Raw genomic sequence first — 23,842 nt, forward strand, 5'->3', positions numbered from 1 at the left:
TCAGGGGGCGAGGACCTTGCCGGGGTTGAGGTTGCGGCCGGGGTCGCCCGCCGCAAACAGGCCGCGGACCATGCGGGCGCCGACCTCGCCGATGTCCTGGACCATCCAGGGCTGGTGCTCGGTGCCCACGCCGTGGTGGTGGGAGACGCCGGAGCCGAGGTCCACGAACGCCTGCTGGACGGCGTTCTTGGCGTCGTAGTACTCCGCCAGCGCGGTCTCGTCGCTGGCGTAGGGGAAGGCGAAGGTGAAGTAGAGGCAGGCGCCGCCGTGGTAGCTGTGCGACATGTGGCAGAACATGAAGCCGGGCCCGTCGGCCGCCTGTCGCACCCCGTGGAAGGCGTCGTAGACGGTGGCGTGGACCTCGTTGAGGTTCGACCAGCTCGCGCCGGTCTCGCACACGTCGCCGAAGACCTGGTAGTTCAGCAGGAAGTCGCGCAGGTAGGGGGTGTCGAACTTCTTCTGGTCGTAGACCGCGCCGGGCCCGGCGCCGAGGGTGATGCCGCCGTTGCGGGAGACGATCTTCTTGACCATCGCCTTCTCGCGCTCGACGCGCTCCTTGGTGCCCTCGAAGCAGACGTAGGAGATGCACATCCCCTCGGTGGTGTCCCAGCCCTTGGAGCGCAGGAAGGCGAACAGCCCGTCCTGGGCCTTGCCCATCAGCTTGCTCTTGGTGGAGGTGGGTTCCTTGACCAGGGCCAGGCTGAAGCGGGTCTCGGGGCCATCGGAGAGACGGGTGAAGGTGGGCTTGACCTCTGAGCGCGCGATCGCGTGCATGCCGCGGATGCCGTGCTCCCAGTCGGGGTACATGTAGGCGATCACCTGCCGCACCGGGGCGGTGCGGTGGACCTGGACGGTGCACTCGGAGATGACGCCCAGGCGGCCCTCGCTGCCCAGGATCATCTCGTGCACGCTGGGCCCGGCGTCGCGGCCGGGGATCGCCTTGGTCACGGCCACGCCGTCGGGGTGGACCATGCGCAGCCCGCGCACCATCTGCTCGATGTCGCCGTAGCGGTCGGACTGCATGCCCGAGGAGCGGGTCGCCGCCCAGCCGCCGACGGTGGAGTAGGTGAAGGAGTCCGGGAAGTGACCCATGGTCCAGCCCAGCTCGTTCAGCTGCTCCTCGAGGTCGGGCCCGTAGGCGCCGGCCTGGACTCGGGCCAGGCCCGAGGTGTCGTCGATCTCGACGACCTCGCGCAGCCGGCCGAGGTTCATGGTGAGGATGGGGCGCTGCTCCGCCTCGTCGGGCGTGAGGGAGCCGGAGATGCACGAGCCGCCGCCGTAGGGGATCAGCACCAGGTCGTGCTCGATCACCAGGCGCAGGATCGCGGCGATCTCCTCCTCGCTGCCGGGGTAGACCACGGCGTCGACGAGGCGGGTGAAGTCCCCGGCCCGCGCACGGAAGAGGTCGGGCAGGGAGCGGCCGAAGGAGTGCAGGACCCGGAACTCGTCATCGTCCAGCAGGTTCTCGGGGCCGACGATCGCCGCCAGGCCGTCGCGCTGGGCGGCGCCCAGGCGGGAGGCGGGCACCTGGTGCTCGGAGAGATCGGGGGCGACGGGATCCGGCTTGGAGAGCAGGTCCAGGCCGATCTTCTCCTTCGCCAGCGGAGCGAACCCTGGTTTGTTGCGCCAGTTGAAGGTGACGTCGTCCAGGCCCCAGCCCCACCACTTGTGGCGCTTGACCTCGCGGGCGCTCAGGGGTGCGCTCATGCGGGTTCCTCCTCGTCCGGGGCGGTGCCGCCAGCCTCGCCGGCAGCGTTGCCCAGGACGTCGTCGTAGTGCTGGTCGTACAGGTCTTTGACGCAGGCGCGGATGCGGGCCGAGAACTCGACGGCGGACTCGTCCTCGTGGGAGATCATCGGCTCGCCGAAGACGACGGCCACCGGCGGGCGGCCCTTCTTCGGCCAGCTGCGGCCCTTGGGCATCGCCTCATAGGCGCCGATGATTGCGGCGGGGATCACCGGGACGCCGACGCCGATCGCGAGCGCCGCCCCACCCGGTTTGAACTCGCCCATCCTGCCGGTCTTCTGCCGGCTACCCTCGGGGAAGACCAGGATCGGCACCCCGGAGCGCAGCAGGCGCCGGGAGTAGCCGGAGTACTTCCGGCTGCCGCCGCGATCGATCGGGAAGGCGTTGAACATCCAGCGCACGAACCAGCGGCGGTACCAGACGGTGAAGAAGTAGTCCGCGGCGACCCCGGTGGACAGGAACCTCGCCTGCGCCCAGGGCAGGCCGGCGGCGAGCATCGGGGCGTCGATGTGGCTGGAGTGGTTGGCGACCAGGACGAACGGTCCGCGCACGGTGCGCACCCGGCGGTGGACGACAGCGGTGGTGGTGAGGTTCGCCCCGACCACGCTGCGGAAGAAGATGCGCTGGAGGACGAAGCGGATGCCGGCGCGCCAGCGCGAGCGGTACTTGGCCAGGTCCCCTTCGGGCTTCTCCCAGCCCTGGCCGCGGGAGCGGGCCGAGAGGGAGTGCAGCAGACGCTGGGAGCGGGAGGTGCCGTCGGCCGCCTTCGGGGTGGGCTTGCCGGGGCCGGGCGTGCCGCTGGACGGCGTGCCGGACTCGGGCGTGGCGGCGGTGGGTTCGTCGTCGGCCGGACCGCCGGCGGAGGTCGTGGGGGTCATACGTCAGCGCTCCCGGCTGCGGCGGTGGCTGAGCACGGCGCTGAGCCGGGCGACGACACCGCGCGGCGTGGTGCGCAGGATGCCGGCGATCAGCTTCCAGCGCTTGCTGGGCACGGACACGGGCTTGCCGCGGGCGACGTCGCGCAGGCAGTCCTCGACCAGGCGATCGGCGCTGAGCCACAGCACCCCGGGGATCGAGGAGCCCTTGATGCCGGCGCGCGAGTGGAACTCGGTGCGCACCCAGCCCGGCATCAGCGCGGTCACCTGCACACCGGTGCCGGCCAGCTGCACGCCGAGGGACTCGGAGTAGTTGCTCACCCAGGCTTTGATCGCGGAGTAGTTGTTCTGCGTGACCAGGCCGCTGACGGAGGAGACATTGATGATCCAGCCCTGGCCGCGCTCGCGCATGCCGCGTCCTGCGGCGCCGCCGAGCTTGAGGACCGCGCGGATCATCACCTCGAAGCCGAGGTCGTGGGGCGTGAGGTCCTCATCGAGCAGGCTCGCCCGCACCGAGAAGCCCGCGTTGTTCACGAGCACGTCGACCGGATCGGTGCCGGTCTCCAGACGGTCCGCGACACGCTGCTGCGCCTCGCGGTCGGCGAGATCGGCGACCAGCGTCTCGACCTCGACCCCGTAGTCATCGCGCAGTTTCTGGGCGGCATCGTCGAGCCGCTCGGCATCCCGTGCGACCAGCACGAGAGAGGCTCCACGAGTGGCGAATGCTCTGGCGAAAGCGGCCCCGATGCCCGCGGTGCCGCCGGTGATCAGGGCCCTATGCATGGCGGCTACGATACACTAGCGCCGCCCTGACCAGCGCTGGGACGACCCCTCGCGAGGCGACCCCGAGGCGCGTGAGCCGCCGCCCGGATCCGCCCTCCACCTCCGTTCTCGCTCCCCGGCTCCTCGTCAGCTCCTGCCGTACCCGTCCACAAAGGGAATCCATGTCGAACAGCACCACGCCCGCCGACCAGTCCGCCTCCGGCGGATCCACCAGCGGGGGCCGACGGATCCTGCTGACCGGCGTGACCGGCTTCCTGGGGCAGGCGGTGCTGCGCTCACTGCTCGAGACCACCCAGGACACGCACGTGACCGCCGTGATCCGCCCCAAGGGCTCGGTCGACGGGCGCAAGCGCCTCGAGCAGCTGCTGCGCAAGCCCGTGTTCGCCTCCTGGGTCGAGAAGATCGGCAAGGACGAGGCCAAGGCCGTCTTCGACGCGCGCGTCGGCGTGCTCGAGGGTGACCTGACCGACATGCCCGTGATCGAGGAGCCGCTGGACGTCGTCATCCACTCGGCCTCCTCCGTCTCCTTCGACCCGCCTATCGACGAGGCCTTCCGCACCAACGTCGGCGGCGCCCGCAACCTCTACGAGGCGCTGCTGGAGTCGGGACAGGACCCGCACGTCATCCACGTCTCCACCGCCTACGTCGGCGGCATCTCCAAGGGGCTGCGCCAGGAGGGCCGGCTCGGGGCCGACGTGAACTGGCGCGATGAATACCAGGCCGCCATCGAGGCACGCTCCCGGGTCGAGGCGGAGTCGCGCCGGCCCGAGACGCTGCGCTCCCAGATGCGCACCGCGAAGCTGCGCGACGGGAGGATGGGCCCCAAGGCCGTCGCCTCCGCCACCGAGGAGGCCCGCCGCGACTGGGTCGATCAGCGCCTGATCGACTTCGGCCGCACCCGCGCCCAGTCCGTGGGCTGGACCGACATCTACACCTTCACCAAGGCCATGGCCGAGCAGGTCGCCGAGGAGCTGTGGGCCGACGCCGGCCACCGCGTCTCCTTCGTGCGTCCATCGATCATCGAATCCGCGATGCGTCGGCCCTACCCCGGCTGGATCGACGGCTACAAGGTCGCCGACCCGCTGATCATGGCCTACGGCCGCGGCTCGCTGCCGGAGTTCCCGGGCCTGGCCGACTCCGTCCTGGACATCATCCCCGTCGACTTCGTGGTCAACGTGATCGTCGCGCTGGCCACCCAGGACGTCTCCCGCCGCGGCGATGACGCCTACTTCCAGGTGGTCTCGGGCGCGACCAATCCGCTGGCCTTCCACGAGATGGTCAGCGCGGTGCGGGAGTACTTCCTCGAGCACCCGCTGGAGGACGACAACGGCCAGCCCGTCCAGATCCCGGAGTGGAACTTCCCGGCGGTCGAGATGGTCGAGCAGCGCTTCCGGGCCAAGGAGATCGTCGCCAAGGCCGGAGCCACCGCGGTCGCCTACCTGCCCGCGACCAAGCGCACCCGGCAGTGGACCTCCGACCTGCACAAGGCCACCTCCGGGCTGACCATGCTGCGCAAGTACATCGAGCTGTACCGGCAGTACACCAAGACCGAGATGGTCTTCGACGACGCCAACACCCGTGCGCTGCGGGAGGAGCTCCCGGCGGAGTTCCTCGCCGAGCACGACTTCGACGTCACGGAGATCTCCTGGCGCGAATACTTCCAGCAGCAGCACCTGCCGGCGGTCACCGAGCTGACCAAGGCGTACTCCCGGGCGAAGTCCGCCCAGCGCAAGCGGGCCTCCCGCCCCACGCCGGAGCTGACGCAGAACCCGAACGCGCTGGCCGTGTTCGATCTCGACGGCACCGTGCTGGCCACCAACATCGTCCAGCAGTACTTCGCCGTGGTCCGGGCGACGCGCCCGCGCCGGGTGTGGCCCGCCGAGATCGGTGGCCTGCTGGCCGCCGTGCCGGGCTACCTGCGCGCCGAGCAGCGCGACCGCTCCGAGCTGATCCGCCTGGTCAACCGCCGCTACAAGGGCTACCGCGCCGACGAGCTGCGCGAGCTCATGCGGGGCGAGGCCGGCCGGCGCATCCGTGCCTCGATCCGCTCCGAGGCCCTCGAGGTGATCGAGCGCCACCGGGCTGCCGGGCACCGCACCGTGCTGGTCAGCGGCGCGCTGGACGTGCTGGTCGAGCCGCTGGCGGACCTGTTCGACGAGGTCGTCGCCACCCACATGGACGAGGACGCCGCCGGGGTCATGACCGGCTTCCTGGCCACTCCCCCGCTGGTGGACGAGGCCCGCGGGAACTGGCTGCGCAAGTACGCCGCCTCCCACGACTCGGACCTGTCCGCCTCCTACGGCTACGGCGACTCCCACGCCGACGCCGCCTGGCTGGACCTGATGGGCACCCCCACCGCCATCTCGCCCGACCTGGGGCTGTACGCCGTGGCCAAGAAGAAGCGGTGGCAAATCCTGGAGTGGTGAGCCGCGCCCACCGGCCGGCACAGGGCCCCGCCTCACCAGGTCCGGGCCGGGTGGGTGCCGGGGGTGCCGGGTGGGTGCCGGGTGAGTGCCGGCCCGTGGGGACGCGCAACTTTATGGACGCCAGCGCGAGCCGGACGAGCTGAGGCCGCGTGACTCGGCGCCGGCGTCCAGGAAGTTGCGCCGGCCCCGCCCGTGAGGAACCAGGCGCCGGGATCCAGGAAGCTGCGCCGGCCCCGCCCGTGAGGAACCAGGCGCCGACTCCCCCGACCCTCGTGGCGCGTCTGCGCCCTGGACGGTTCCTCCCCATCGATCCGCCATCCCCAGCCGGGAGTCCGTGGTGGCGACACCCGGCCGTCCCCGGGCAGGCTCGGCCCCATGCACACGGCCAGCGACCTCGTCGTCCCCGCCGGTGCGCACCCGCCCGGTCGGCCTCGCGGTCAGGTGCGCGGAACCCTTCGCCTTCCTCCGCGAAGCACCTCGGTGATCAGCCGTCGGCAGCTGTTGGATGCAGGGTTCTCCAGGTCCCAGCTGCGCGCGAGAGCGGGTAACACGTCCCTCCGGCGCATAGCCCCCGGGTGGTACGCACACCCCGACGCAGAGTCCCGCCTGGTTCGCGCACTCTCCGCGGGCTACCGCCTGACCTGTCTCGACGCGGTGGAGATGCACGGCCTGTGGACGCCTCACCGAGCGGGCGCCGACGCCCGCCGACTCCACGTGTACCGGAACCGGCGATGCGTCGCGTGCCCGCCGTGGGCTGTCGATCACAGTGCCGGGCTTCGCGCGTGGCCCGAGCCGGACCCGGTCGCATCCCTCCCTCTTGCTCTCCAGCACGTCGTCCGTTGCCTGGACGGCGAATCGGCAGCGATCCTCCTGGAGTCAGCGATCGAACGCGGGCTGCAGGAGCCGGCCGCGGTGCAGGGGCTCCTCGACGAGCTGCCCACCCGGCCTCGTTCGCGCGTCGGAAGAATCTCCACCGCGAGCGACTCGGGCTCGGAGACCCGTGTGGTGCGAGCTCTCCGACGGCGCGGGTTCCATGTCGAGCAGCAGGTCTTCGTCGAGGGCGCGGGATACGTCGACGCCTACGTCGCAGGGGTATTCCTGGAGATCGACGGACGCGCCCATCACAGCTCCCCCGAAGCCTTCGAGGCGGACCGGCAGCGAGACCTCGCGGTGCGGCGGCACGGTCTGCAGCTGATCCGCCTCAGCTACGCCCAGACCTGGCGGACATGGGAGCACACGCTGAAGGCTCTCCTGGAGACCATCGAGCAGGTGGGCCCACTGGGGCGACGCAAGGTTGCTCAGCTGATCTGAACCGGGACGGCTGCGGGGCAGGCCGCAACTAGTTGGACGTCTGCGCATCCTCGACCCCGCTGAGTGCGCTGACTCGGCGCTGGGGTCCACAAAGTTGCGGAGCGGCGGGTGAAAGTTGCGGAGCGGCGGAGTGCAAGAGTTGCCGAGCGGCGGGGCGCAGCTGCAGTGCCGCGGCTGATTGCTGCGGGGAACGGCTCAGAGCACCGAGGCGAGGAATCCCTGCAGTCGCTCGGAGCGGGGATGGTCGATGACCTGCTCGGGGGTGCCGCGCTCGATGATGCGGCCCTCGTCCATGAACACGACCTGGTCTGCCACCTCGCGGGCGAAGCCCATCTCGTGGGTCACGACGACCATGGTCATCCCGTCGGCCGCCAGATCCTTGAGCACGGCGAGCACCTCGGAGACCAGTTCGGGATCCAGGGCGCTGGTGGGCTCATCGAAGAGCATCAGCTCGGGGTCCATGGCCAGGGCGCGCGCGATCGCGACCCGCTGCTGCTGACCGCCGGAGAGCTCCGAGGGGTAGTGGTCGGCCCGATCTGCCAGTCCGACCCGGGCCAGCAGTTCTCGCGCCTTCTTCTCCGCCTCGGCCTTGGACACGCCGCGCACCTGCACGGGTGCCTCCATGACGTTGCCCAGCGCGGTGAGGTGCGGGAAGAGGTGGAAGCGCTGGAAGACCATGCCGATGCGGGAGCGCTGGGCGGCGATCTGCTTGGGCGAGAGCCTCTGCAGCCTGCCGTCGGGCAGCGGCTGTTCGGCGTAGCCCTGCAGCTCGCCCTCGATGCGCACGGTGCCGGCGGTGGCGTCCTCGAGCTGGTTCAGGCAGCGCAGCAGCGTGGACTTGCCGGAGCCCGACGGGCCGACGAGCACCGCGACCTCACCGGAGCGCACCGTGAGGTCGCAGTCCTTGAGGACGTGGAGGTCGCCGAAGGCCTTGTGCAGGCCCTCGACCTCGATCACCGGCGGGGCGTCCGGCGCGCCGGTGGGGTGGGACGGGGCGGCGGGGTCCGACGGTGCGGGCTCCGGGGAGCCGGAAGCAGCGGGGTTCTGGGTCATCACAGCTCCACCTCCGGGAGCGGGTCGTGCGGGGTGGTGCCGGCGCGGTTGACCGCCGCCTGGCGCGAGGCGGTCGAACCGCGGCGAGGAGCGGCCGGGGTGCGGTCGTCGAAGCCGCGACCGAAGTACTTCTCGAGGTAGTACTGGCCGACCATGAGCACACTGGTGATCGCCAGGTACCACAGAGCTGCGACGATCAGCAGCGGGATCGGGGTGAACAGCTTGTTGGCGATGCCGTTGGTGGCGAAGGTCAGATCCAGCGTGAACGGCACGGCGAGCACCAGCGAGGTGGTCTTGAGCATGCCGATGGTCTCGTTGCCCAGCGGCGGGACGATCACCCGCATGGCCTGGGGCACGATGATGCGCCGCAGGATCGTCCCGTTGCTCATGCCCAGCGCCTTGGAGGCCTCGCTCTGGCCACGGTCCACGCTGTTCAGGCCGGATCGGATGATCTCGGCGAGGTAGGCGCCCTCGTTCAGGCCCAGGCCGATCACCGCCATCCAGAACGCGGTCAGCAGGTCACGGGTGGAGAAGCTCAGCAGCTCCGGCCCGAAGGGCACGCCGACGGCGATCTTGGGCACGATCACGGTGAACAGGCCCCAGAACACCAGCTGGGTGTACACCGGGATGCCGCGGAAGACGAAGATGTAGACCCAGGAGACGCCACGCAGGACCGGATTGTCGCTGCGGCGCATCACCGCGGCCAGCAGGGCGACGATCGTGCCGAGGACCATCGACAGCACCGTCAGCAGCAGCGTCCAGCCGACGCCCTGGACGACCTTGATGTCGAAGAGGTACGTGGCGACGGTGCCCCATTCCAGCACCGGGTTGCGCACCAGGAAGGTGAGCAGACCCAGGGCCAGCAGGGCGACGATGATCGCGGAGATCCAGGTGCCCGGGCGCGGGGCGGCCTTGGCACGGATCGGGGTGAAGCCGTCCGGGCCGGCGGGCGCGGGCGTGGGGGCGGTCTCGGTGCTGGTCACGGCTGGGGGTTCACTTCCGCGGTCGGGATCATGCCGGATTCGTTGCCCCATGCGGCGAGGATGCGCTGCATGTGGCCGGAGTCGATGAGGTGCTGGACGGCGGCGCGGATCGCCTCGGCCAGCTCGGGCTGGTCCGGGGAGACGACGATGCCGTTCAGGGCGGATTCCTCGATCTCGCCGATCGCCTCGAGGTTCCCGCGGGAACGGGCGATGGCGTAGGCGGTCACCGGGGAGTCGGCCATGAGGATGTCGCCCTTGCCGCCGGCGACGTTGGTCGCGGCGTCGGAGTTGGAGGCGTAGGCCAGCAGGTCGTAGCCACGCTTCCCCGCTTCTCGGCACTGCTGGGAGCGCTCGTTCGAGAGCTCTTCCTGATACGTGCCGACCTGCACCGCGACCCGCTTGCCGCAGAGGTCGTCGGGGTGGATGTCGAAGGGGTTGCCGGCCTTGACCGCGTAGGAGATCCCCGCCTGGAAGTAGGAGACCATGGTGACCGTCGCCAGGCGCTCCTCGTTGATCGTGAAGCTGGAGATACCCACGTCGTAGCTCGAGCCGACAGCGGGGATGATCTGTGCGAACACCGCGGCCTCGGTACGTGTGGCCAGGCCCAGCACCCCGCCGATCGCGGCGAGGATGTCGATGTCGTAGCCGACGGCCTCGCCGGTGGAGCCGACGAACTCGCCGGGCGCGTAGTTGAGGGCGGCGCCGTTGATCAGTTCGCCGCGCTCGCGGATGTCGGCCGGGACCAGCTCGGCGAGCTCCGGGATCTCGGTGATCTCCGAGAGGTCCACCTCGGGCACCGCGTTCGCTTCGGCGTCCAGGCGCTCGGAGGCGCGGGTGCAGGAGGCCAGCGCAGGGGTCAGGGCGCCGACGGCGAGTGCGAGCGGCGCGGCACGCAGCAGGCTGCGCCGACGGGGACGAGTGGAAGTCACCCGTGAATACTATTCATGCCACTGCATGAAAACCAATCGTTGTCGTATGGCTCACCGATGCGGCATGCGGGCGCGGCTCGCGCCCCTGCCCCGGACCCCGTGCCCGCGCCCCGTGCCCCGTGCCCCGTGCCCGTGCCCCGTCGCGCGGATGATCAGTCCTCGGCACGCACGCGCCCGGTCTCGTGCGCCCACATCGCGGCCTCGACCCGGTTGCGCACGCCGAGCTTGGTGAGGATCCCGCCGATGTGGGTCTTCACGGTCCCCAGGGACAGGTGCATCTGGGCGCCGATCTCGGTGTTGGTGCGGCCGGCGGCGAGCAGGGCGAGGACTTCCTCCTCGCGCGGGGAGAGCGGGTCGGTCGGGGCGCGGGGTGGGGCGACGGGCCGACGGGAGAACTCCCCCAGCATCCGGGCGGTGATCTTCGGCGCGATCAGGGCGTCCCCGGCCGCGGCGGCCCGCACCGCCTCGCCCAGCAGTTCGGGGCCGGCGTCCTTGAGCAGGAATCCGCGTGCCCCGGCGCGCAGGGCGCCGTGGACGTATTCGTCGAGGTCGAACGTGGTGATCACGACGATGGCGAGCGGGTCGGAGACGGCGGGCCCGGAGAGCTTCCTGGTCACCTCGATCCCGTTGAGCCCGGGCATGCGGATGTCCACCAGGCACACGTCCGGGCGCAGCTGCTGGGCCATGGTCACAGCCTCGATCCCGTCGGCCGCCTCCCCGATCACGTCGATGCCGGGCCGGGTGCCCAGCAGCAGGCGCAGCCCGGTGCGGACCGGCTCCTGGTCGTCGGCGATCAGGACTGTCAGCGGGCGGGGCGAGCCGGCCGGACTCGGTGCGTCGGCTCCTGACGCGTCATCAGGACTGGTCATGCCGCCTCCGGAGTGGACGGGACCTGGGCGCGCAGCAGCCATCCGCCGTCGGGGACGGGGCCGGCCTCGAGGGTGCCGCCGAGCAGGGTGACGCGCTCGGTCATCCCCAGCAGACCGTGACCGCCACCGGATCCGTCGGCCCGGTGCGGGGCCACGTCCCGGGGGCCGTCGTCCCGCACCTCCAGCACTGTGCGGGCGTCGCGGACGCTCACTCTCACGTCGATCGCGCGGGCGCCGCGGGCGTGGCGCCGGGCGTTGGTCACGCCCTCCTGGGCGATGCGGAACAGGGTCGACTGCACGATCTGCGGCATCTCGCCCGCGAGCTGGTCGGTGCCGGTGATCCGCACGGTGACCTGCGGCGGGCCGGGATCGGCGAGCGCCTCGAGCTGGGCGAGGCCGGCGGCGGGGGCCAGCTCCGTCTCGGGCAGGTCGACGTCGGCGGGCATGGGATCGGAGGCGGCAGCCCCGGCGGCCGGGCTCCCCGTGGCCCCGGAACCACCCGTCGGCTCCCGGAGCGCGCGAACCAGGGCGCGGGTCTCGGCGAGCACGTTCTGCGCCTCGCGTTCGATGACGGCGAGGGATTCGGCGACCTGGTTGCGGTCCTCCGGCATGGCGGAGGCGACCTGGGCGCGGATGGCGATCGTGGTGACGTGGTGGGCGACGGTGTCGTGCAGGTCCCGCGCGAGGGCCTCACGCTCCCGCGATCGCGCCATCTCGATCTCTCGGGCGCGGGCCTGGACGCGCTCGCGCACCAGCGCACCGCTCAGCGCGGTGGCGCCGAGCACGGCAATCCCCACGACGACGTCGGCGAGCGCGGCGCGGCTCTGCAGCAGGGTCAGCGCCTGGCCGGCGGCCAGCAGTGTCCCGCCGACGACGCGCATGCGAGCAGTTCCGTGACGGAACAGTGCGTACGGCACGGTGAGCAGCACGACCATCGCTCCCATACCGACCGCGACGTGCCCGGACGCGGCCTGCACGATGCCCAGTACAGCGCCGAGCAGGGTGATCCAGGTCAGCACCAGCAGCGGATGGCGGCGACGCCACGGCAGTCCGGCGATCATGGCGATCGCCGCGGCCGTGGTGAGCGCGGGCAGAGGGAGGTCTGTGCGCAGCATGCCCTCGGCCAGGGCGATGAGAGTAAAGGGGATCAGCAGCAGGGCGTCGCGGGGTCGGGGACCGGCGGCGGGTGTCGTGACCAGCCCGTCCGCCCAGGGCGGGAGAGCGCGACTCGGTGACGGGGCCGGGCCTGTGGAGTTCGGATTCGAGAAGCCCGCGCTCGAGACGCCCGGACCCGGCGGATCCGCGGCCGATGACGCCGATGTCGAGGGCACGGACGGGGGCATCGCGCTCACGCCTGCGCGGCTTTGGGGCGGGCCGTGCCGGCACGGCGGGACGTCTTCGTGCGGTGGCCGGAGGTCGTCGAGGGTCGGCGGCGCGGGCGGATCCAGCGGGCGATCACGAGCTCGGCGACCACGATGTTGATCAGCCACCCGGCGTCCATCTGCAGCAGCCGGCCGAGCTCGTCGGGCGGGCCGAACAGGATCATCGGCGGGGCGGAGGTCAGCACCTGGGTGCCGGCGCCGAGGGCGAGGGCGTAGGCGCGGATCATCCAGGCCGCGTGGGTCGGAACGTCCCGTCGGCCGATCGCGACCAGCGCGAGCACCAGAGCCACGGCCATGCCGATCCCCACCACGTAGCGGGAGATCAGCAGACCCACACCGTCGATCGCCGGGAACTCATAGGCCACGTTCATCCACAGGCCCGTCAGCGCGACGGCGAATCCGGCCGGGACCAGGACATACCGGCCCATCGCGCGATGGAGGCCGAGGTTGCGGCGGCGCACGGTGGGCAGGAACTGTCCGATGCCGACGTACGAATAGACGATGGCCGCGACGATGTGGATCGCGACGGGCGTGGGCATCTCGACGAAGCGCGCCGTCTCGGGAGTCGCAGGCACGCCGGTGGCCAGGCCTTCGAGCTTCACGGCGCCGGCGATGGAGGGGATGGCCGCGAGCAGGGCGAGGCCGGCGCCGAGCAGCCACTCACGGCGCGGGATCCGCGGCCGCCTGGACTTTCGGGGCCCATTGCGAGGCGTGCGGGCAGCGGGCGTGGGGATCGGGCCGGCCGTGGGCGTTGCGTCGGCTGCAGGAGTCGCGTCGGGCAGGGGCGGCGTGGTGTCCATGCGGCCACGCTCCCCCGGCACGGGCCCTGCCCGCTTCGGCCATGTGGCCGAACTTCGACGAGAACCGCCGCTGCTCGTGCATCCGGGGGCGCAGGCCGAGGAGGGGCCGGTGCGCGGTGCGGTGCCGCGGCACAGCGAGGGGCTGCTGCACAGCGAGGGGCTGCTGCAGGGCGAGGGGCTGCTGCGCGGCGGCGAGGCGGGCCCGGGGTCATTCTTGGAGTGTATGGGCTCGGGTACGGCCGACGAGGGCCGTTACCGAGACGACGTCATGGTCGCAGCGCGGACAGGTCCGGCCGGCCTCCCAACCGCTGAACCGTCGAGGCCGCGCAGTCAGCGGCGAGCTCGCCTGCCCGCGCCGGGGCGGCTCCGTTCCGCAGGCCCGTGACGAGCCCGGCGAGGAACGCATCGCCCGCCCCGGTCGGGTCGAGGACGCGCTGGGTGCCGTGGGGCAGGAAGCGGTGCCCCTCGGCCCAGACGACCAGGTCACCGGCGTCGGCAACGCCGAAGGCCACCACCTCGACGCCTTCCTCGAGCACCCCGCGTGCCGCGGAGAGTGCCGCCTCCTCGGTGTCCAGTGCGAACCCCGTCAGCAGCTCGCCTTCGTGGGCGTTGGCGCGGACCACGCGGGCCTGCCCGACCAGTGCACGCACCTCGGGCGTCTGCGGGGCGCCGTCCAGGACGAGGTCGGCGCCGGTCGCGGTCGCGAGCCGCGCCGCCTCCAGCAGAGCCGGTTCAGGCTGCTGCAGCTGCAGGCACACCGTGTCGGCCCGTGCCACTGCCTCCCGGGCGCTGTACACGTCACCCCCGGTCAGCAGCGCTTCGGCCGGGACGTGCTCGAAGAGGCGACGCCGGCCCTCGGCATCGACCACGTCGACCAGCAGGACGCTGGTACCACGACGCACCACGGCGCGGACATCGATATCGTCTGCGCGGGCCGAGGCGAGCAGCCGCTCCCCCACCTCGTCCTCGCCGACCACGCCGAGCAGCCCCACCGGCGTGCCGAGCTGGCGCATGCCGACGGCCTGGTTCGCGCCCTTGCCGCCCCACATCTCGAGGCGCTCGGAGACGTCGACGCTCGCTCCGGGCTCGGGAACCCGGTCGGCCGAGAGCACCAGGTCGCGCCCGATCTGGCCGACGACGAGGACGCCGCCGGCCGTCGTGGCGTGTGCCGGATCGCTGTGCGCGCCGTGGCTGTGGACCATGTCTTCTGCCTACCACCAGCTCGGCTCCCGCACCGCACCTCGGACCGAATGGTGGGTGGCGCTGAGCTCGGTCCGGCCGCCGCGCGGTGGTCACGGCGCGGTCCAGTGCCCACGGAGGCGCGTCGTCTACCGTGGCCCGCGTGAACCGACCTGTCCAACGCATCATCATCATCGTCCTGGCCCTCGTGCTCGTGGTCCCGATCGGCGTGATCGGGATCGGCCAGCTGCTGGGCAACGACGGCGGTGAGCAGGCCGACCCGACCGCGGTCGAGAACCCGGACAACCGGCCGACGGCGGACCCCGCCGACCAGCCGCCGCAGCCCGAGGTGCCCCGCCCCGAGGAACCCGCGGGCCTGACCGAGCAGACCGATGAGGGTGCGCAGGAGACGGTGACCTACCTGCTCGAGTCGTACACCTACATGATGACCACCGGTGACGTCTCCGTGTGGGAGAGCTCCATCGACCCGCAGTGCCAGGTCTGCATGTCCTTCCTGGACAACGCCCAGCTGCTCGCCGAGCAGGACGGCTACCTGGTCGATGGCGATTTCGCGGTGCATTCGACGACGTTCGAGGGCAAGGGCGACCCGCCCGCGAGCGGGGAGGTCGTCGCGGACTTCACCCAGGAGGCCAGCATCCTGGTCGACGATCCCAACCTCCAGGCCAACGAGCTGCCCGAGGTCTCCGGCCAGCTCGTGGCCCAGATCGCCTGGGACGGCGAGCGCTGGCGCGTAACCGATATGAGCATCGCCCCCGAGGGCACGGGCGCCAGCGACGCGGGCGGGGCCAGCGACGCCGGCGGCGCGGGCGTCGGCGGCTGAGCGGCGCGGGCGGCCGCGCACCTGCCGGTCCCGGTGCGGAGCTCACGAGGGAATCGGGGCGGAGCGCGCGCTCGTCAGGGCGGTCCCCCGATCAGAAGGTGAGGCCGAAGAAGCCGAACCCGCCAGCGTACATCGCCATGCGCAAGGCGATCACGAGACCGACCAGCGCGAGGCCGACATGAAGGCGGCTCGCGTGCGCAGCGTCGCCGGCACGACCGTGCGGGCGGCCAGGATCCCCAAGGCCCGCGCCTCGGCGCACGGCCCACGCACCGAGGAACGCTGCCACCGGCACCCCGAGGAAAGGGGTCGAGCGCCGCAGATCCCACGAACCCACGACGAACGGTGACTCCGGACCGTCGGGGCCGACGTGGCTCGAGGCCACGATGCTGATCCCCGAGAGCACCGCCGCGACCAGGCACAGAGCACCCAGGACCACGGCGACACGGTCGAGGACCGTGCGACGGGTGCGAGTGCGCGGACGGGCGTTCATGGACTTCACCATGCCACGGCGACGTAGCAGGCGTGGCGCGTAGCCGGCCAGGTGCTCTGCGGTTCTGGAACCGGGCAGCCGCGGGGCCGGCCATCGCAGCCCCTGCCCGCGAAGCGCCACCGGCCGTCGGCAGAGACCCTGGGCTACGGCAATCCGGGGAGATGGGCAGCGGCCTCCGCCGGGTCGCCGCTGAGCGTGCGGACCGGAGCCGAGGCCGTCGCCCGGGCAAGCTGCTGGGCTCCGGATGCGCCCGCGGCCTGCGCGATCCGCGCGGTGACGGTTTCCGGGGACGTGCGCCCGGTGCCGGCGAACCAGACCCAGCGGCCGTCGACGGAACGCGGCGGCGGATCCTGCAGAGCCGCGATCAGGGCCGGACGCCGGCGGGCTGCCTGGGCCGACGGACCGACGAAGTGGATGCCCTGCCGGGTCCAGGCCGAACGCCGGACCGTCGACTGCGGGAACCCACCTGTCCCGGTCTCGCGAGCGTAGCGGCCGGCCCCAGTGACGGGCACCAGGCTGCCCGGGACGATCTGTTCGTAGCGCACGATGTAGGGGCGCATCCCCGGCGCGACGCTCCCGACCAGCAGTCCTCGCTCGCACACGATCAGCCGCTCGCCGCTGATCAGCACCAGGATGCCCGCTGCGAGCAGCGCGAAGATGATGCCGGGTGCCGCGATGAGCACGGGGGATTCCGCCGGGTTGATCAGCGTGAGCCCCGTGAAGATGAGCCAGACGAACACGATTGCGCCAACGACGACGGTGCCGGGACGGTCCGCGTAGACCTCGAGAGGCCTGCCGAGTTCGCCGGCGTGACGGCGGGCGGCGCGGAAGCCAGCTTCTCCGCTCATCTCCACCCCTCCCGTGCCAGGCTCGGACATCGACACTAGCTGTCGCAACGGACGGAGCCGCAGAAGGCGTTCCGCTTCCCAAGGCCGCCCTCGCGTCACGACGCGCGCCCACTCCGGTAGAGGAACAGGTCGGTGCGGTACGGGACGCCGATGACGGCCCCGCGCTCATGGCCGAGATGGTCGTGGAGGTACCAGTCGAGGTTCGCGAGCACCTTCGCGCGGCGCTCCTCGGGAGCGGTGATGACGTAGCTGCGGGTGCGGGCGAGGTCGATGACGTCGTGGGTGGGCATCGGGTCCTCCCACTCGTGCACGCTGCGCTCGACGAGCGCGAGCTCGGCGCCGACGGTCGGACGGAAGTCCTCGCGATGGATGTCCCCGGCGTGCATGATCCGCGAGAGGCGGTGGACCCACGGGATCCGCACATCGAGCGTGTTCCACACCAGCGCCAGCACCCCGCCGGGTGCGAGCAGCCGCGCGACCTCGGCGGAGGCGGCGCGGGCGTCGAACCAGTGCCAGGCCTGGGCGACGGTGACCAGGTCGGCCGATGCGTCGGGAAGGCCGGTCGCCTCCGCCGGGGCGAGGTGCGTGGTGAGGTCGGGTGCGGGCGCGGCGGATGGCACCTGGTCGACGTCGTGGCCGGCCGGGAGGGTAGGCGAGGCCGCGCCTGGCCGCGGAGGCCCGGAGCCGGCCGACGGCCCCCGGCGCAGCGCGGTCTCGAGCATGGCGCGACTGGTGTCCACCGCGATGACGTCCAGGCCCCGAGCGACGAGCGCCCACGACAGCTTCCCGGTGCCGGCGCCCAGATCGATCGCCCGGGCGGGGGTTCCGCTCATCGGGCGTGGCACCGGTGCGAGCATCGCCTCGAGCACCGGATCGGGATAGCCGGGACGCAGCCGGTCGTACTCCCCGCCCTGCTCCTCGAAGGCGGCGGCCAGCGCCCGCTTGCGCGCCGCACTGGCGAACCGGGGCTCCTCACGCGAGGAGACCGGAGGGATCGGCGGGTGAAGCGAATCGGCCACGCCGAGGATCTTAGGGCCGGTGGGCACGCTCAGTAGACCGGCATGGTCATGCTGCCGGCGATCACCAGCACGATGAGCACGATCAGCAGCGCCGCGCAGGGCACGGCGAGGGTCCAGGCCCGCGCGCCCCGCCGGCGTGCGAGCCCCCACGCACCCAGGGCGATCGCGATGATCGAGAGAGCGAGGCCGAGCCCGCCGACCGGAGCCAGCATCAGCATCGGCTCGTGGACGTCGTGGTGCGTCGACGGCTCCGTGCTGCCGGGCGCCGGCGGCAGGTAGTAGGTGATCCGGGCGGAGGCGATGACGTACGCGGTGACAAGACCTGCCGCCACGGCGCCGAGCACGCCGAGGGCGATGGAGAGCACGGCGATAATGGCGCGGCGGCGCCCACCCGCAGCCGATGCCGAAGGCCTCTGCGACCGCCCGGAACTCATATCCCGTCCTCTCCTGCCGCGCTCACCGCGCCTGGCGGTGCGCCACCCAGGAGCGATGCAGGCCGGCGTAGATGCCGTCGGGCAGGCTCACCAGTTCGTCGTGGGTGCCGTGCTCGACCAGGTGCCCCTCATCGAGCACCATGATCCGGTCCGCGCGCTCGGCGGTGGAGAGCCGGTGGGCGATGGTGATGGTGGTTCGACCACGGGCGAGGCCGTCGATGGCCTGCTGCAGGCGCACGTCGGCCGCGGGATCGACCGCACTGGTCGCCTCGTCCAGCACGATCACGTCGGGGTCGACGAGGTAGGCGCGGGCCAGGGCCACCAGCTGCCGCTCCCCCGCGCTGAGCGACTCGCCGCGCTGGCCGACGGGCGTGTCCAGGCCCTCGGGCAGGTCGTCGGCCCAGCCGCCGAGTCCCAGTTCGTCCAGCGCGCGGCGCATCTCCTCGGCGGTGGCGTCGGGCTTGCCGTAGGCCAGGTTGCCGGCGACGGTCGTGTCGAACAGGAACCCTTCCTGCGGGACCATCACCACGCGCTTGCGCAGCGAGGCATAGGTGATCAGGTGCAGGGGCACACCGCCGATCGTGAGCTCACCGCTGGTGGCGTCCATCATGCGGGTCAGCAGCTTGGCGAAGGTGGTCTTGCCGCTGCCGGTCTCCCCCACGATCGCGATCCGGCTGCGGGCGGGGATGTCGACGCTGATGCCGTGGAGCACCTCCGGGCCGGAGGGGTAGCGGTAGTGGAGGTCGCGCACCTCGATGTCCAGCAGACCCTCGGGCAGCGCGGTCGCCCCGTCGGTCGGTTCCAGGCGCCGGCCGGTGTGGGGGTCCATGGCGCCGCCGGGGTCGGCGACGTCGGCCGGGGTGTCGAGCACGCCGAGCACGCGCCGCCAGCCGGCCACCGCGTTCTGGGCCTCCGAGAGCATCTCGATGCCCATCCGCACGGGTTGGCTGAACAGGGAGACCAGGAAGACGAACGCGATCACGCCACCGGCGGTGAGGTCCGCGCCGGGCAGGTTCGCACCGAGGGCCTGGGTACCCAGCAGCACGCCGACCACGACGACGACGCCGGTGGCCAGACCGTCGGCCGTCTCCGAGAGGAACATCGAGGCCGATTGCGGCCGCAGCACGGCGAACTGGGCGTTGCGCACCTGGTCGATCCGGTCGAACTGGTCGTCACGGGTGCGGTTCTCGATGCCGTAGGCGCGCACGGTCGCGGAGCCGACGAGGGCCTCGGAGACGGTCCCGAGCATCTGCCCGACCTTGAGACGGACGGTCTGGAAGCGGGCGCGGATGCGGCGCTGCAGTTTGCTCATGATGAACAGGATCGGCAGGTAGCACAGCCACACGGCCAGCGCGAGCGGCCAGGAGTAGAAGACCATCACACCGGTGGCCAGCACCAGCTGCATGCTCATCACCAGCAGCATCATGCCGCCGAAGCTCATGAACTGGCTGACGGTGTCGACGTCGCTGGTCACGCGGGAGACCAGGGCGCCGCGCTGCTCGGTGCCCTGGGTCAGCAGCGAGAGGTCGTGGATGTGGCGGAAGGCGCGTTTGCGCAGGGTCGCCAGCGACGTCTCGGCCAGGCGGAACAGGCGCCGGTTCATGATGACGTTGCAGCCCGCGGTGATCAGCAGCAGCAGTGCGGCCAGTCCGGCGGCGCCGGCGACGAACGCGACGTCGGGCTGCTCGGGGGCGATGATGCCGCGGTCGAGGATGGACTGGACCGCGATGGGCACCACCACCTTGCCGGCGGTGGCGACCACGGCCAGCAGCAGGGTGATCCACAGTCCGCGCAGCAGCTGCGGGGTCAGGGAGAGACCGCGGCGGATGGTGTGGAGGGCGGACTCATCGGTGGTGGTCTCGGTGCCCAGCTCCGAGGAGTTCTGAGCGGCGCGGGCGGCGGGTGCGGCGGTCATCGTCCCTCCTCCTGCTCACGGGCGGAGCGTGCGGCGGGGTCCTCGCCCGCGCCGTGAGCGGTGCGGTCCTCGCCCGCGCCGAGGGCGGGCGTCGCCCCCGTGCTCGTGTCCGGTTCCTCGCACTCGGAGGTGACGTCCTCGCGCCGGTAGCGGCCGGCGCCGTGACGCTCGACGGCATCGGCCACGGTGCGGGCGCGCTCGGCGGGCACGGCGATGCTCGGGTCCGGCCCGTCGCTGGGCTGGGGCCCCTTGGATTCGAGCAGGTTGTGGGAGATCGCGGCCTCGTCGTACGCGTCGACCAGGGCCCGGTACCCGGGGCTCGTCGAGCGCAGCTCCTCGTGGGTGCCGGTGGCCACGACGCGGCCGTGGTCGAGGAAGACCACCTGATCGGCCAGGGAGATCGTGGACTTGCGGTACGCGATCGACAGCAGCGTCGAGGAGGTCATCTCGCGGCGGATGCCGTCGAGGATGGCCAGCTCGACGCTGGGGTCGCAGGCGGAGGTGGCGTCGTCGAGGATCAGCAGCCGGGGGCGGCGGGCGAGCGCGCGGGCCAGGGCGATGCGCTGGCGCTGCCCTCCGGAGAGGGAGCCGCCGCGCTCGCCGAGCTCGGTGTCCAGGCCGTCGCTGAGGGCGTCGACGAAGCCCTCCGCCTGGGCGACGCGCAGCGCCCAGCGCACGGTGTCCTCGTCGATGTCCTCGCCGAGGGTCACGTTCTCGCGCACGCTCGCATCGAAGATGAAGGCCTGCTGGAGGACCAGGGCGACGTCGGCGGTCAGCGCGTCGGCCGTCAGCGAGCGCAGGTCCGCCCCGTCGAGCCGGATGCTGCCCTCGGTGGGGTCGACGAGGCGGGCTGCCAGCAGCGCGAGGGTCGACTTGCCCGAGCCGGTGGCCCCGACGACGGCGAGCACGCGGGTGCCGGCCGACGGGTCGGCGCGCAGGGAGACCTGGTCAAGGGCCCGGGATTCGCGCAGCTGCTGGTCCTCGGGGCGTACGTCGCGGCCCAGGATCACCTGGGAGGGGTCGTCGCGGTAGACGAAGGAGACCCGGTCGATCTCGAACGCACCGGGCCCGTCGGGCAGCGGGTCGGGGCCGTAGGTGCGCTGCTCGCTCACGTCCAGGATCTGCTGGACGCGGCCGCCGCCGACGACGGTGCGCGAGAGGTCGCCGAGGACCCAGCCGAAGGAGCGGATCGGCAGCGCCATCAGCGTGAACAGGTAGGAGACCTCGACCAGCTGGCCCGTGGTGAGGTGCCCGTCCCCGATGCGCCAGGCGCCGAGCACGGCCACGGCGAGGATCCCGAGGTTGGGCAGGGCGTCGATCAGGGGATCGAACCAGCCGCGCACGTAACCGAAGCGGATGCCGGTGCGGCGCAGCTGCTCGGCGGAGTGGTCGAAGCGCTCCTGCTCGACGTCCTCCCGCCCCAGGGACTTGACGACGTTGGCGCCGTCGAAGGACTCGTGGGCGATCTCCGCGACCTCGGCGCGCAGCTGCTGGGAGCGCATCGCCAAGGGGGTCGCGAACCGCTGCAGCAGCACGTTCGCCACGATCAGCAGGACGATCAGGGCGAGCATGACCAGCAGGATCACCGGGTCGATCCGGGCGACGACCACGGTCGCGTAGACCAGCATGGCGATCGTGGCCAGGGCGAAGGGGAACGGCGCCATCGCGAAGAAGGTGGCCTCGATGTCGGCGTACATCGCCGAGAGCAGGGTGCCGGTGGACTGGCGGCGGTGCCACAGCAGCGGCACCTTCGCGTACACGGCGGCCAGTCGCCGGCGGTAGAGGCCGAACAGGTCGAACTGCGTGGCGGCGGCGAAGATGCGGCGGGTCATGACGGAGACGGCGCGGGCGACGCCGATGCCGAGGATGGCCAGACCGCCGCCGAGGACGACGGGGATGACGGGCTCGCCGCGCTGGAAGGAGGGCACGATGACCTCCTCGGTGACGCGGCCGATGATCGCGGAGGTCGCGATCTGCAGCACCGAGAACAGCAGCGCCCCGAGGACGGCGGGGATGAACCACTTGCGCTTCTCCCAGGCACCGGTGAGCAGGCGCTTCATGCCGGGGATGAGCACGGCGGGGTGCTGGGGTGCGGGTGCGGCGGGCGGCGCGGTGCCTGCGGGCCGGGAGCTGCCCGTGCGGTCGTCGTGCGGGTGGTTGCCGGGGCGGGGGTGGCCGGAGCGGGTCGCGCCCGGGCCCTCGTGGGCGGATCGGTTCGTGGCGGAGGCGTCGGTGCTGGTCATACGGAGACGAAGTGGCCCACGACGGCGATGGCGAAGACGATGGTGGCCAGCATGGCGAGGGTGAACTCGATGATGATCCCGATGCCCAGGGCCTTGACGGCGACCCAGGCGGATCCGAGGCCCTTCCTCCAGTCCTGCAGGCGCAGCGACTCCGAGACGTACAGGCCGATCACGAAGCCGATCGGCAGGCCCAGCAGGGGGATCACGAACAGGCCGACGATGCCGGAGGCGATGCCGACGTAGATCGGCCACATCGGCACCTCGTGCTGGTGCAGGCGCCGCCCGGTGAGCACGTAGCTGGTGGTCATGCCGATCGCCCCGAGGACCAGGATGATCGCGAAGGCGATCCACGGGATCCAGCCGCCGGTGACGATCGCCCAGATCAGCGTGGCGATCACGATGGTGATCGTGCCGGGCAGGACGGGGACGACGATCCCCACCAGGCCCACGATGTAGGCGAGGCAGACCAGCACGGTCACGATGATCTGGATGGTCAGGGAGTCGACCACGGGTCCTCCGGGGAGTGTCGAGGGTGGGGGCGCGGCACCGCTGGGAAAGCGGTGCGCCGGGCCGTGACCATCCTATCGGCGCCGTCCCGCCGCCGCTCGTCCGCCCGTCGGGCCCTCAGGGCAGTCGCACCACCTGGCCGGCCCAGGAGAACCCGCCGCCGAACCCGATCAGCAGGGCGGTCGCCCCGGCGCGGATCCGGCCCGCCTCGCGCATCCGGGAGATCGCCAGCGGGATCGTCGCCGCGGAGGTGTTGCCGCTGGTGATGACGTCGTCGGCGATCACCGCGTCCTCACGCAGCCCGAGGGACTTCGCGAGCGGTTCGATCATCCGCAGGTTCGCCTGGTGGGGGACGAAGACGTCGATATCGGCCATGGTCACCCCGGCGGCCTCCACGATCCGGTGGCAGATGGCAGGGGCCTCGCGCAGGGCCCAGCCGAGCACCGCACGTCCCTGCTGGGCGAAGTACGGCCCGGGGCCGGTGATCGTCACGGCATCGGCGAGGTCGGGGACCGTCCCCCACACCACGGGCGCGACGGCGGGCCGCTCGCTCGCGCGCAGCACCACGGCGCCGGCCCCGTCGGCGGTGAGGATGCAGGTGGTGCGGTCGGTGTAGTCGGTGTAGGTCGAGAGCTTCTCCGCCCCGATCACCAGGGTCGTGGTGGAGGCCCCGGCCCGGATCGACTGATCGGCCAGGGCCAGGGCGTGGCTGAAGCCGGAGCAGGCGGCGCCGACGTCGAACGCGGCCGGGGCCGGCAGGCCCAGGGCCTCGGCCACGCGGCCGGCGGCGCTGGGTGAGTGCTCATCGTTCGAGCAGGTCGCGACGAGGACCTGGGTGATCTCGGAGGCGTCGATGCCGGCGTCCGCGAGGGCTGCGCGGGCGGCCTCGGTGGCCATGCTCGCGACCGTCTCGTCCTCGCCGGCGATCCGCCGCGATTCGATGCCGGTGCGCTGGCGGATCCACTCGTCGCTGGTCTCGACCAGCTGCTCGAGGTCATGGTTGGTGAGGATCCGGGCGGGGCGATAGTGGCCGGTCCCTATGATCCGTGACCCGGCAGCGGGGGTCGGGGAGTGGAAGGGTGCGGGGGTATCCGGCTGGCTCATCGGCAAGGTCTGCTTTCTGGTGTCGAGATGTGCCGCCCGCCGGGGATCGACATCCTCACGCCTCTCCGGCAGGTCCCGTTGAGCAGGTCCCGTTGAGCAGGTCCC

At 71.9% G+C, this 23,842-nt stretch carries 21 protein-coding genes; 3 read left to right on the forward strand and 18 right to left on the reverse strand.

Going from position 1 to position 23,842, the window contains the following annotated elements; all coding sequences use genetic code 11:
- From ACFQRJ_RS07695 to ACFQRJ_RS07705, 3 genes are read right to left on the reverse strand one after another with little or no spacing between them, the layout of a single operon-like run.
- Window positions 1-1,707 carry an FAD-binding oxidoreductase gene (locus ACFQRJ_RS07695; protein ID WP_377018395.1) on the reverse strand — a complete coding sequence of 569 codons (1,707 nt, stop codon included), beginning with the start codon at window positions 1,705-1,707 and terminating at the stop codon, window positions 1-3.
- Window positions 1,704-2,624, reverse strand: a complete 921-nt coding sequence (locus ACFQRJ_RS07700; RefSeq protein ID WP_377018396.1) for a lysophospholipid acyltransferase family protein — start codon at window positions 2,622-2,624, stop codon at window positions 1,704-1,706. Before ACFQRJ_RS07700 ends, ACFQRJ_RS07695 begins: the two co-directional genes overlap by 4 nt.
- A 3-nt stretch (window positions 2,625-2,627) precedes the next feature.
- Window positions 2,628-3,404: an SDR family NAD(P)-dependent oxidoreductase gene (locus ACFQRJ_RS07705; RefSeq protein ID WP_377018397.1), complete on the reverse strand. Its 777-nt coding sequence runs from the start codon at window positions 3,402-3,404 to the stop codon at window positions 2,628-2,630.
- A 161-nt stretch (window positions 3,405-3,565) separates the two neighbouring features.
- Here ACFQRJ_RS07705 and ACFQRJ_RS07710 point away from each other — a divergent pair, with 161 nt between their 5' ends.
- Both ACFQRJ_RS07710 and ACFQRJ_RS07715 read left to right on the forward strand, forming a co-directional pair.
- Window positions 3,566-5,830 (forward strand): HAD-IB family hydrolase, encoded by a 2,265-nt coding sequence (locus ACFQRJ_RS07710; protein WP_377018398.1) that lies wholly within the window; start codon window positions 3,566-3,568, stop codon window positions 5,828-5,830.
- Between the two features lie 1,005 nt (window positions 5,831-6,835).
- Window positions 6,836-7,141: an endonuclease domain-containing protein gene (locus ACFQRJ_RS07715; RefSeq protein WP_377018399.1), complete on the forward strand. Its 306-nt coding sequence runs from the start codon at window positions 6,836-6,838 to the stop codon at window positions 7,139-7,141.
- 195 nt (window positions 7,142-7,336) lie between these two features.
- On the opposite strand, the gene ACFQRJ_RS07720 is transcribed toward ACFQRJ_RS07715, so the two are convergent.
- The 7 genes from ACFQRJ_RS07720 to ACFQRJ_RS07750 all read right to left on the reverse strand — a co-directional run bounded on the left by ACFQRJ_RS07720 (window position 7,337) and on the right by ACFQRJ_RS07750 (window position 14,359).
- Entirely contained in the window at window positions 7,337-8,194 is an 858-nt protein-coding gene (locus ACFQRJ_RS07720) for an amino acid ABC transporter ATP-binding protein (RefSeq protein ID WP_377018400.1), read from the reverse strand.
- Window positions 8,194-9,177, reverse strand: a complete 984-nt coding sequence (locus ACFQRJ_RS07725) for an amino acid ABC transporter permease (protein ID WP_377018401.1) — start codon at window positions 9,175-9,177, stop codon at window positions 8,194-8,196. Before ACFQRJ_RS07725 ends, ACFQRJ_RS07720 begins: the two co-directional genes overlap by 1 nt.
- On the reverse strand, window positions 9,174-10,106 hold the full coding sequence (locus ACFQRJ_RS07730) for an ABC transporter substrate-binding protein (protein WP_377018402.1): 933 nt from the start codon (window positions 10,104-10,106) through the stop codon (window positions 9,174-9,176). Before ACFQRJ_RS07730 ends, ACFQRJ_RS07725 begins: the two co-directional genes overlap by 4 nt.
- 152 nt (window positions 10,107-10,258) lie before the next feature.
- On the reverse strand, window positions 10,259-10,975 hold the full coding sequence (locus ACFQRJ_RS07735; RefSeq protein ID WP_377018403.1) for a response regulator: 717 nt from the start codon (window positions 10,973-10,975) through the stop codon (window positions 10,259-10,261).
- Entirely contained in the window at window positions 10,972-12,318 is a 1,347-nt protein-coding gene (locus ACFQRJ_RS07740) for a sensor histidine kinase (RefSeq protein WP_377018404.1), read from the reverse strand. Before ACFQRJ_RS07740 ends, ACFQRJ_RS07735 begins: the two co-directional genes overlap by 4 nt.
- A gap of 5 nt (window positions 12,319-12,323) precedes the next feature.
- The gene (locus tag ACFQRJ_RS07745; RefSeq protein ID WP_377018405.1) at window positions 12,324-13,157 is read right to left on the reverse strand and encodes a DUF2306 domain-containing protein; all 834 of its coding nucleotides are present in this window, start codon (window positions 13,155-13,157) and stop codon (window positions 12,324-12,326) included.
- A 266-nt stretch (window positions 13,158-13,423) separates the two neighbouring features.
- Window positions 13,424-14,359 (reverse strand): PfkB family carbohydrate kinase, encoded by a 936-nt coding sequence (locus tag ACFQRJ_RS07750; protein ID WP_377018406.1) that lies wholly within the window; start codon window positions 14,357-14,359, stop codon window positions 13,424-13,426.
- Window positions 14,360-14,499: 140 nt separating this feature from the next.
- On the opposite strand from ACFQRJ_RS07750, the gene ACFQRJ_RS07755 reads away from it, so the two are divergent.
- On the forward strand, window positions 14,500-15,177 hold the full coding sequence (locus ACFQRJ_RS07755; protein ID WP_377018407.1) for a DUF6318 family protein: 678 nt from the start codon (window positions 14,500-14,502) through the stop codon (window positions 15,175-15,177).
- A 91-nt stretch (window positions 15,178-15,268) separates the two neighbouring features.
- On the opposite strand, the gene ACFQRJ_RS07760 is transcribed toward ACFQRJ_RS07755, so the two are convergent.
- The 8 genes from ACFQRJ_RS07760 to ACFQRJ_RS07795 form a co-directional block, all read right to left on the reverse strand.
- Window positions 15,269-15,667, reverse strand: coding sequence for a hypothetical protein (locus ACFQRJ_RS07760; protein WP_377018408.1), 399 nt, complete (start codon window positions 15,665-15,667; stop codon window positions 15,269-15,271).
- 143 nt (window positions 15,668-15,810) lie between these two features.
- Complete coding sequence (locus ACFQRJ_RS07765; protein WP_377018409.1) at window positions 15,811-16,515, reverse strand: hypothetical protein; 705 nt, start codon at window positions 16,513-16,515, stop codon at window positions 15,811-15,813.
- Between the two features lie 95 nt (window positions 16,516-16,610).
- Window positions 16,611-17,534 (reverse strand): class I SAM-dependent methyltransferase, encoded by a 924-nt coding sequence (locus ACFQRJ_RS07770; RefSeq protein WP_377018410.1) that lies wholly within the window; start codon window positions 17,532-17,534, stop codon window positions 16,611-16,613.
- A gap of 29 nt (window positions 17,535-17,563) precedes the next feature.
- Window positions 17,564-17,899: a hypothetical protein gene (locus tag ACFQRJ_RS07775; RefSeq protein ID WP_377018411.1), complete on the reverse strand. Its 336-nt coding sequence runs from the start codon at window positions 17,897-17,899 to the stop codon at window positions 17,564-17,566.
- A gap of 91 nt (window positions 17,900-17,990) precedes the next feature.
- On the reverse strand, window positions 17,991-19,883 hold the full coding sequence (locus tag ACFQRJ_RS07780; RefSeq protein WP_377018412.1) for an ABC transporter ATP-binding protein: 1,893 nt from the start codon (window positions 19,881-19,883) through the stop codon (window positions 17,991-17,993).
- Window positions 19,880-22,126 (reverse strand): ABC transporter ATP-binding protein, encoded by a 2,247-nt coding sequence (locus ACFQRJ_RS07785; RefSeq protein ID WP_377018413.1) that lies wholly within the window; start codon window positions 22,124-22,126, stop codon window positions 19,880-19,882. The genes ACFQRJ_RS07780 and ACFQRJ_RS07785 overlap by 4 nt, the downstream gene beginning before the upstream one ends.
- Window positions 22,123-22,635, reverse strand: coding sequence for a DUF456 domain-containing protein (locus ACFQRJ_RS07790; protein ID WP_377018414.1), 513 nt, complete (start codon window positions 22,633-22,635; stop codon window positions 22,123-22,125). Before ACFQRJ_RS07790 ends, ACFQRJ_RS07785 begins: the two co-directional genes overlap by 4 nt.
- Before the next feature lie 115 nt (window positions 22,636-22,750).
- Window positions 22,751-23,737 carry a beta-ketoacyl-ACP synthase III gene (locus ACFQRJ_RS07795; protein WP_377018415.1) on the reverse strand — a complete coding sequence of 329 codons (987 nt, stop codon included), beginning with the start codon at window positions 23,735-23,737 and terminating at the stop codon, window positions 22,751-22,753.
- Window positions 23,738-23,842: the final 105 nt, after the last annotated feature.

Origin of the sequence: Brachybacterium sp. GCM10030252, from assembly GCF_042666535.1 — a bacterium.
Classification (GTDB): domain Bacteria; phylum Actinomycetota; class Actinomycetes; order Actinomycetales; family Dermabacteraceae; genus Brachybacterium.

Bases quoted from the DNA above. Each gene is read 5' to 3' on its own strand.
- ACFQRJ_RS07695 (WP_377018395.1), bottom strand. From the start codon at position 1,707: ATGAGCGCACCCCTGAGCGCCCGCGAGGTCAAGCGCCACAAGTGGTGG.
- ACFQRJ_RS07700 (WP_377018396.1), bottom strand. From the start codon at position 2,624: ATGACCCCCACGACCTCCGCCGGCGGTCCGGCCGACGACGAACCCACC.
- ACFQRJ_RS07705 (WP_377018397.1), bottom strand. From the start codon at position 3,404: ATGCATAGGGCCCTGATCACCGGCGGCACCGCGGGCATCGGGGCCGCT.
- ACFQRJ_RS07710 (WP_377018398.1), top strand. From the start codon at position 3,566: ATGTCGAACAGCACCACGCCCGCCGACCAGTCCGCCTCCGGCGGATCC.
- ACFQRJ_RS07720 (WP_377018400.1), bottom strand. From the start codon at position 8,194: ATGACCCAGAACCCCGCTGCTTCCGGCTCCCCGGAGCCCGCACCGTCG.
- ACFQRJ_RS07735 (WP_377018403.1), bottom strand. From the start codon at position 10,975: ATGACCAGTCCTGATGACGCGTCAGGAGCCGACGCACCGAGTCCGGCC.
- ACFQRJ_RS07740 (WP_377018404.1), bottom strand. From the start codon at position 12,318: ATGCCCCCGTCCGTGCCCTCGACATCGGCGTCATCGGCCGCGGATCCG.
- ACFQRJ_RS07745 (WP_377018405.1), bottom strand. From the start codon at position 13,157: ATGGACACCACGCCGCCCCTGCCCGACGCGACTCCTGCAGCCGACGCA.
- ACFQRJ_RS07750 (WP_377018406.1), bottom strand. From the start codon at position 14,359: ATGGTCCACAGCCACGGCGCGCACAGCGATCCGGCACACGCCACGACG.
- ACFQRJ_RS07760 (WP_377018408.1), bottom strand. From the start codon at position 15,667: ATGAACGCCCGTCCGCGCACTCGCACCCGTCGCACGGTCCTCGACCGT.
- ACFQRJ_RS07765 (WP_377018409.1), bottom strand. From the start codon at position 16,515: ATGAGCGGAGAAGCTGGCTTCCGCGCCGCCCGCCGTCACGCCGGCGAA.
- ACFQRJ_RS07780 (WP_377018412.1), bottom strand. From the start codon at position 19,883: ATGACCGCCGCACCCGCCGCCCGCGCCGCTCAGAACTCCTCGGAGCTG.
- ACFQRJ_RS07785 (WP_377018413.1), bottom strand. From the start codon at position 22,126: ATGACCAGCACCGACGCCTCCGCCACGAACCGATCCGCCCACGAGGGC.
- ACFQRJ_RS07795 (WP_377018415.1), bottom strand. From the start codon at position 23,737: ATGAGCCAGCCGGATACCCCCGCACCCTTCCACTCCCCGACCCCCGCT.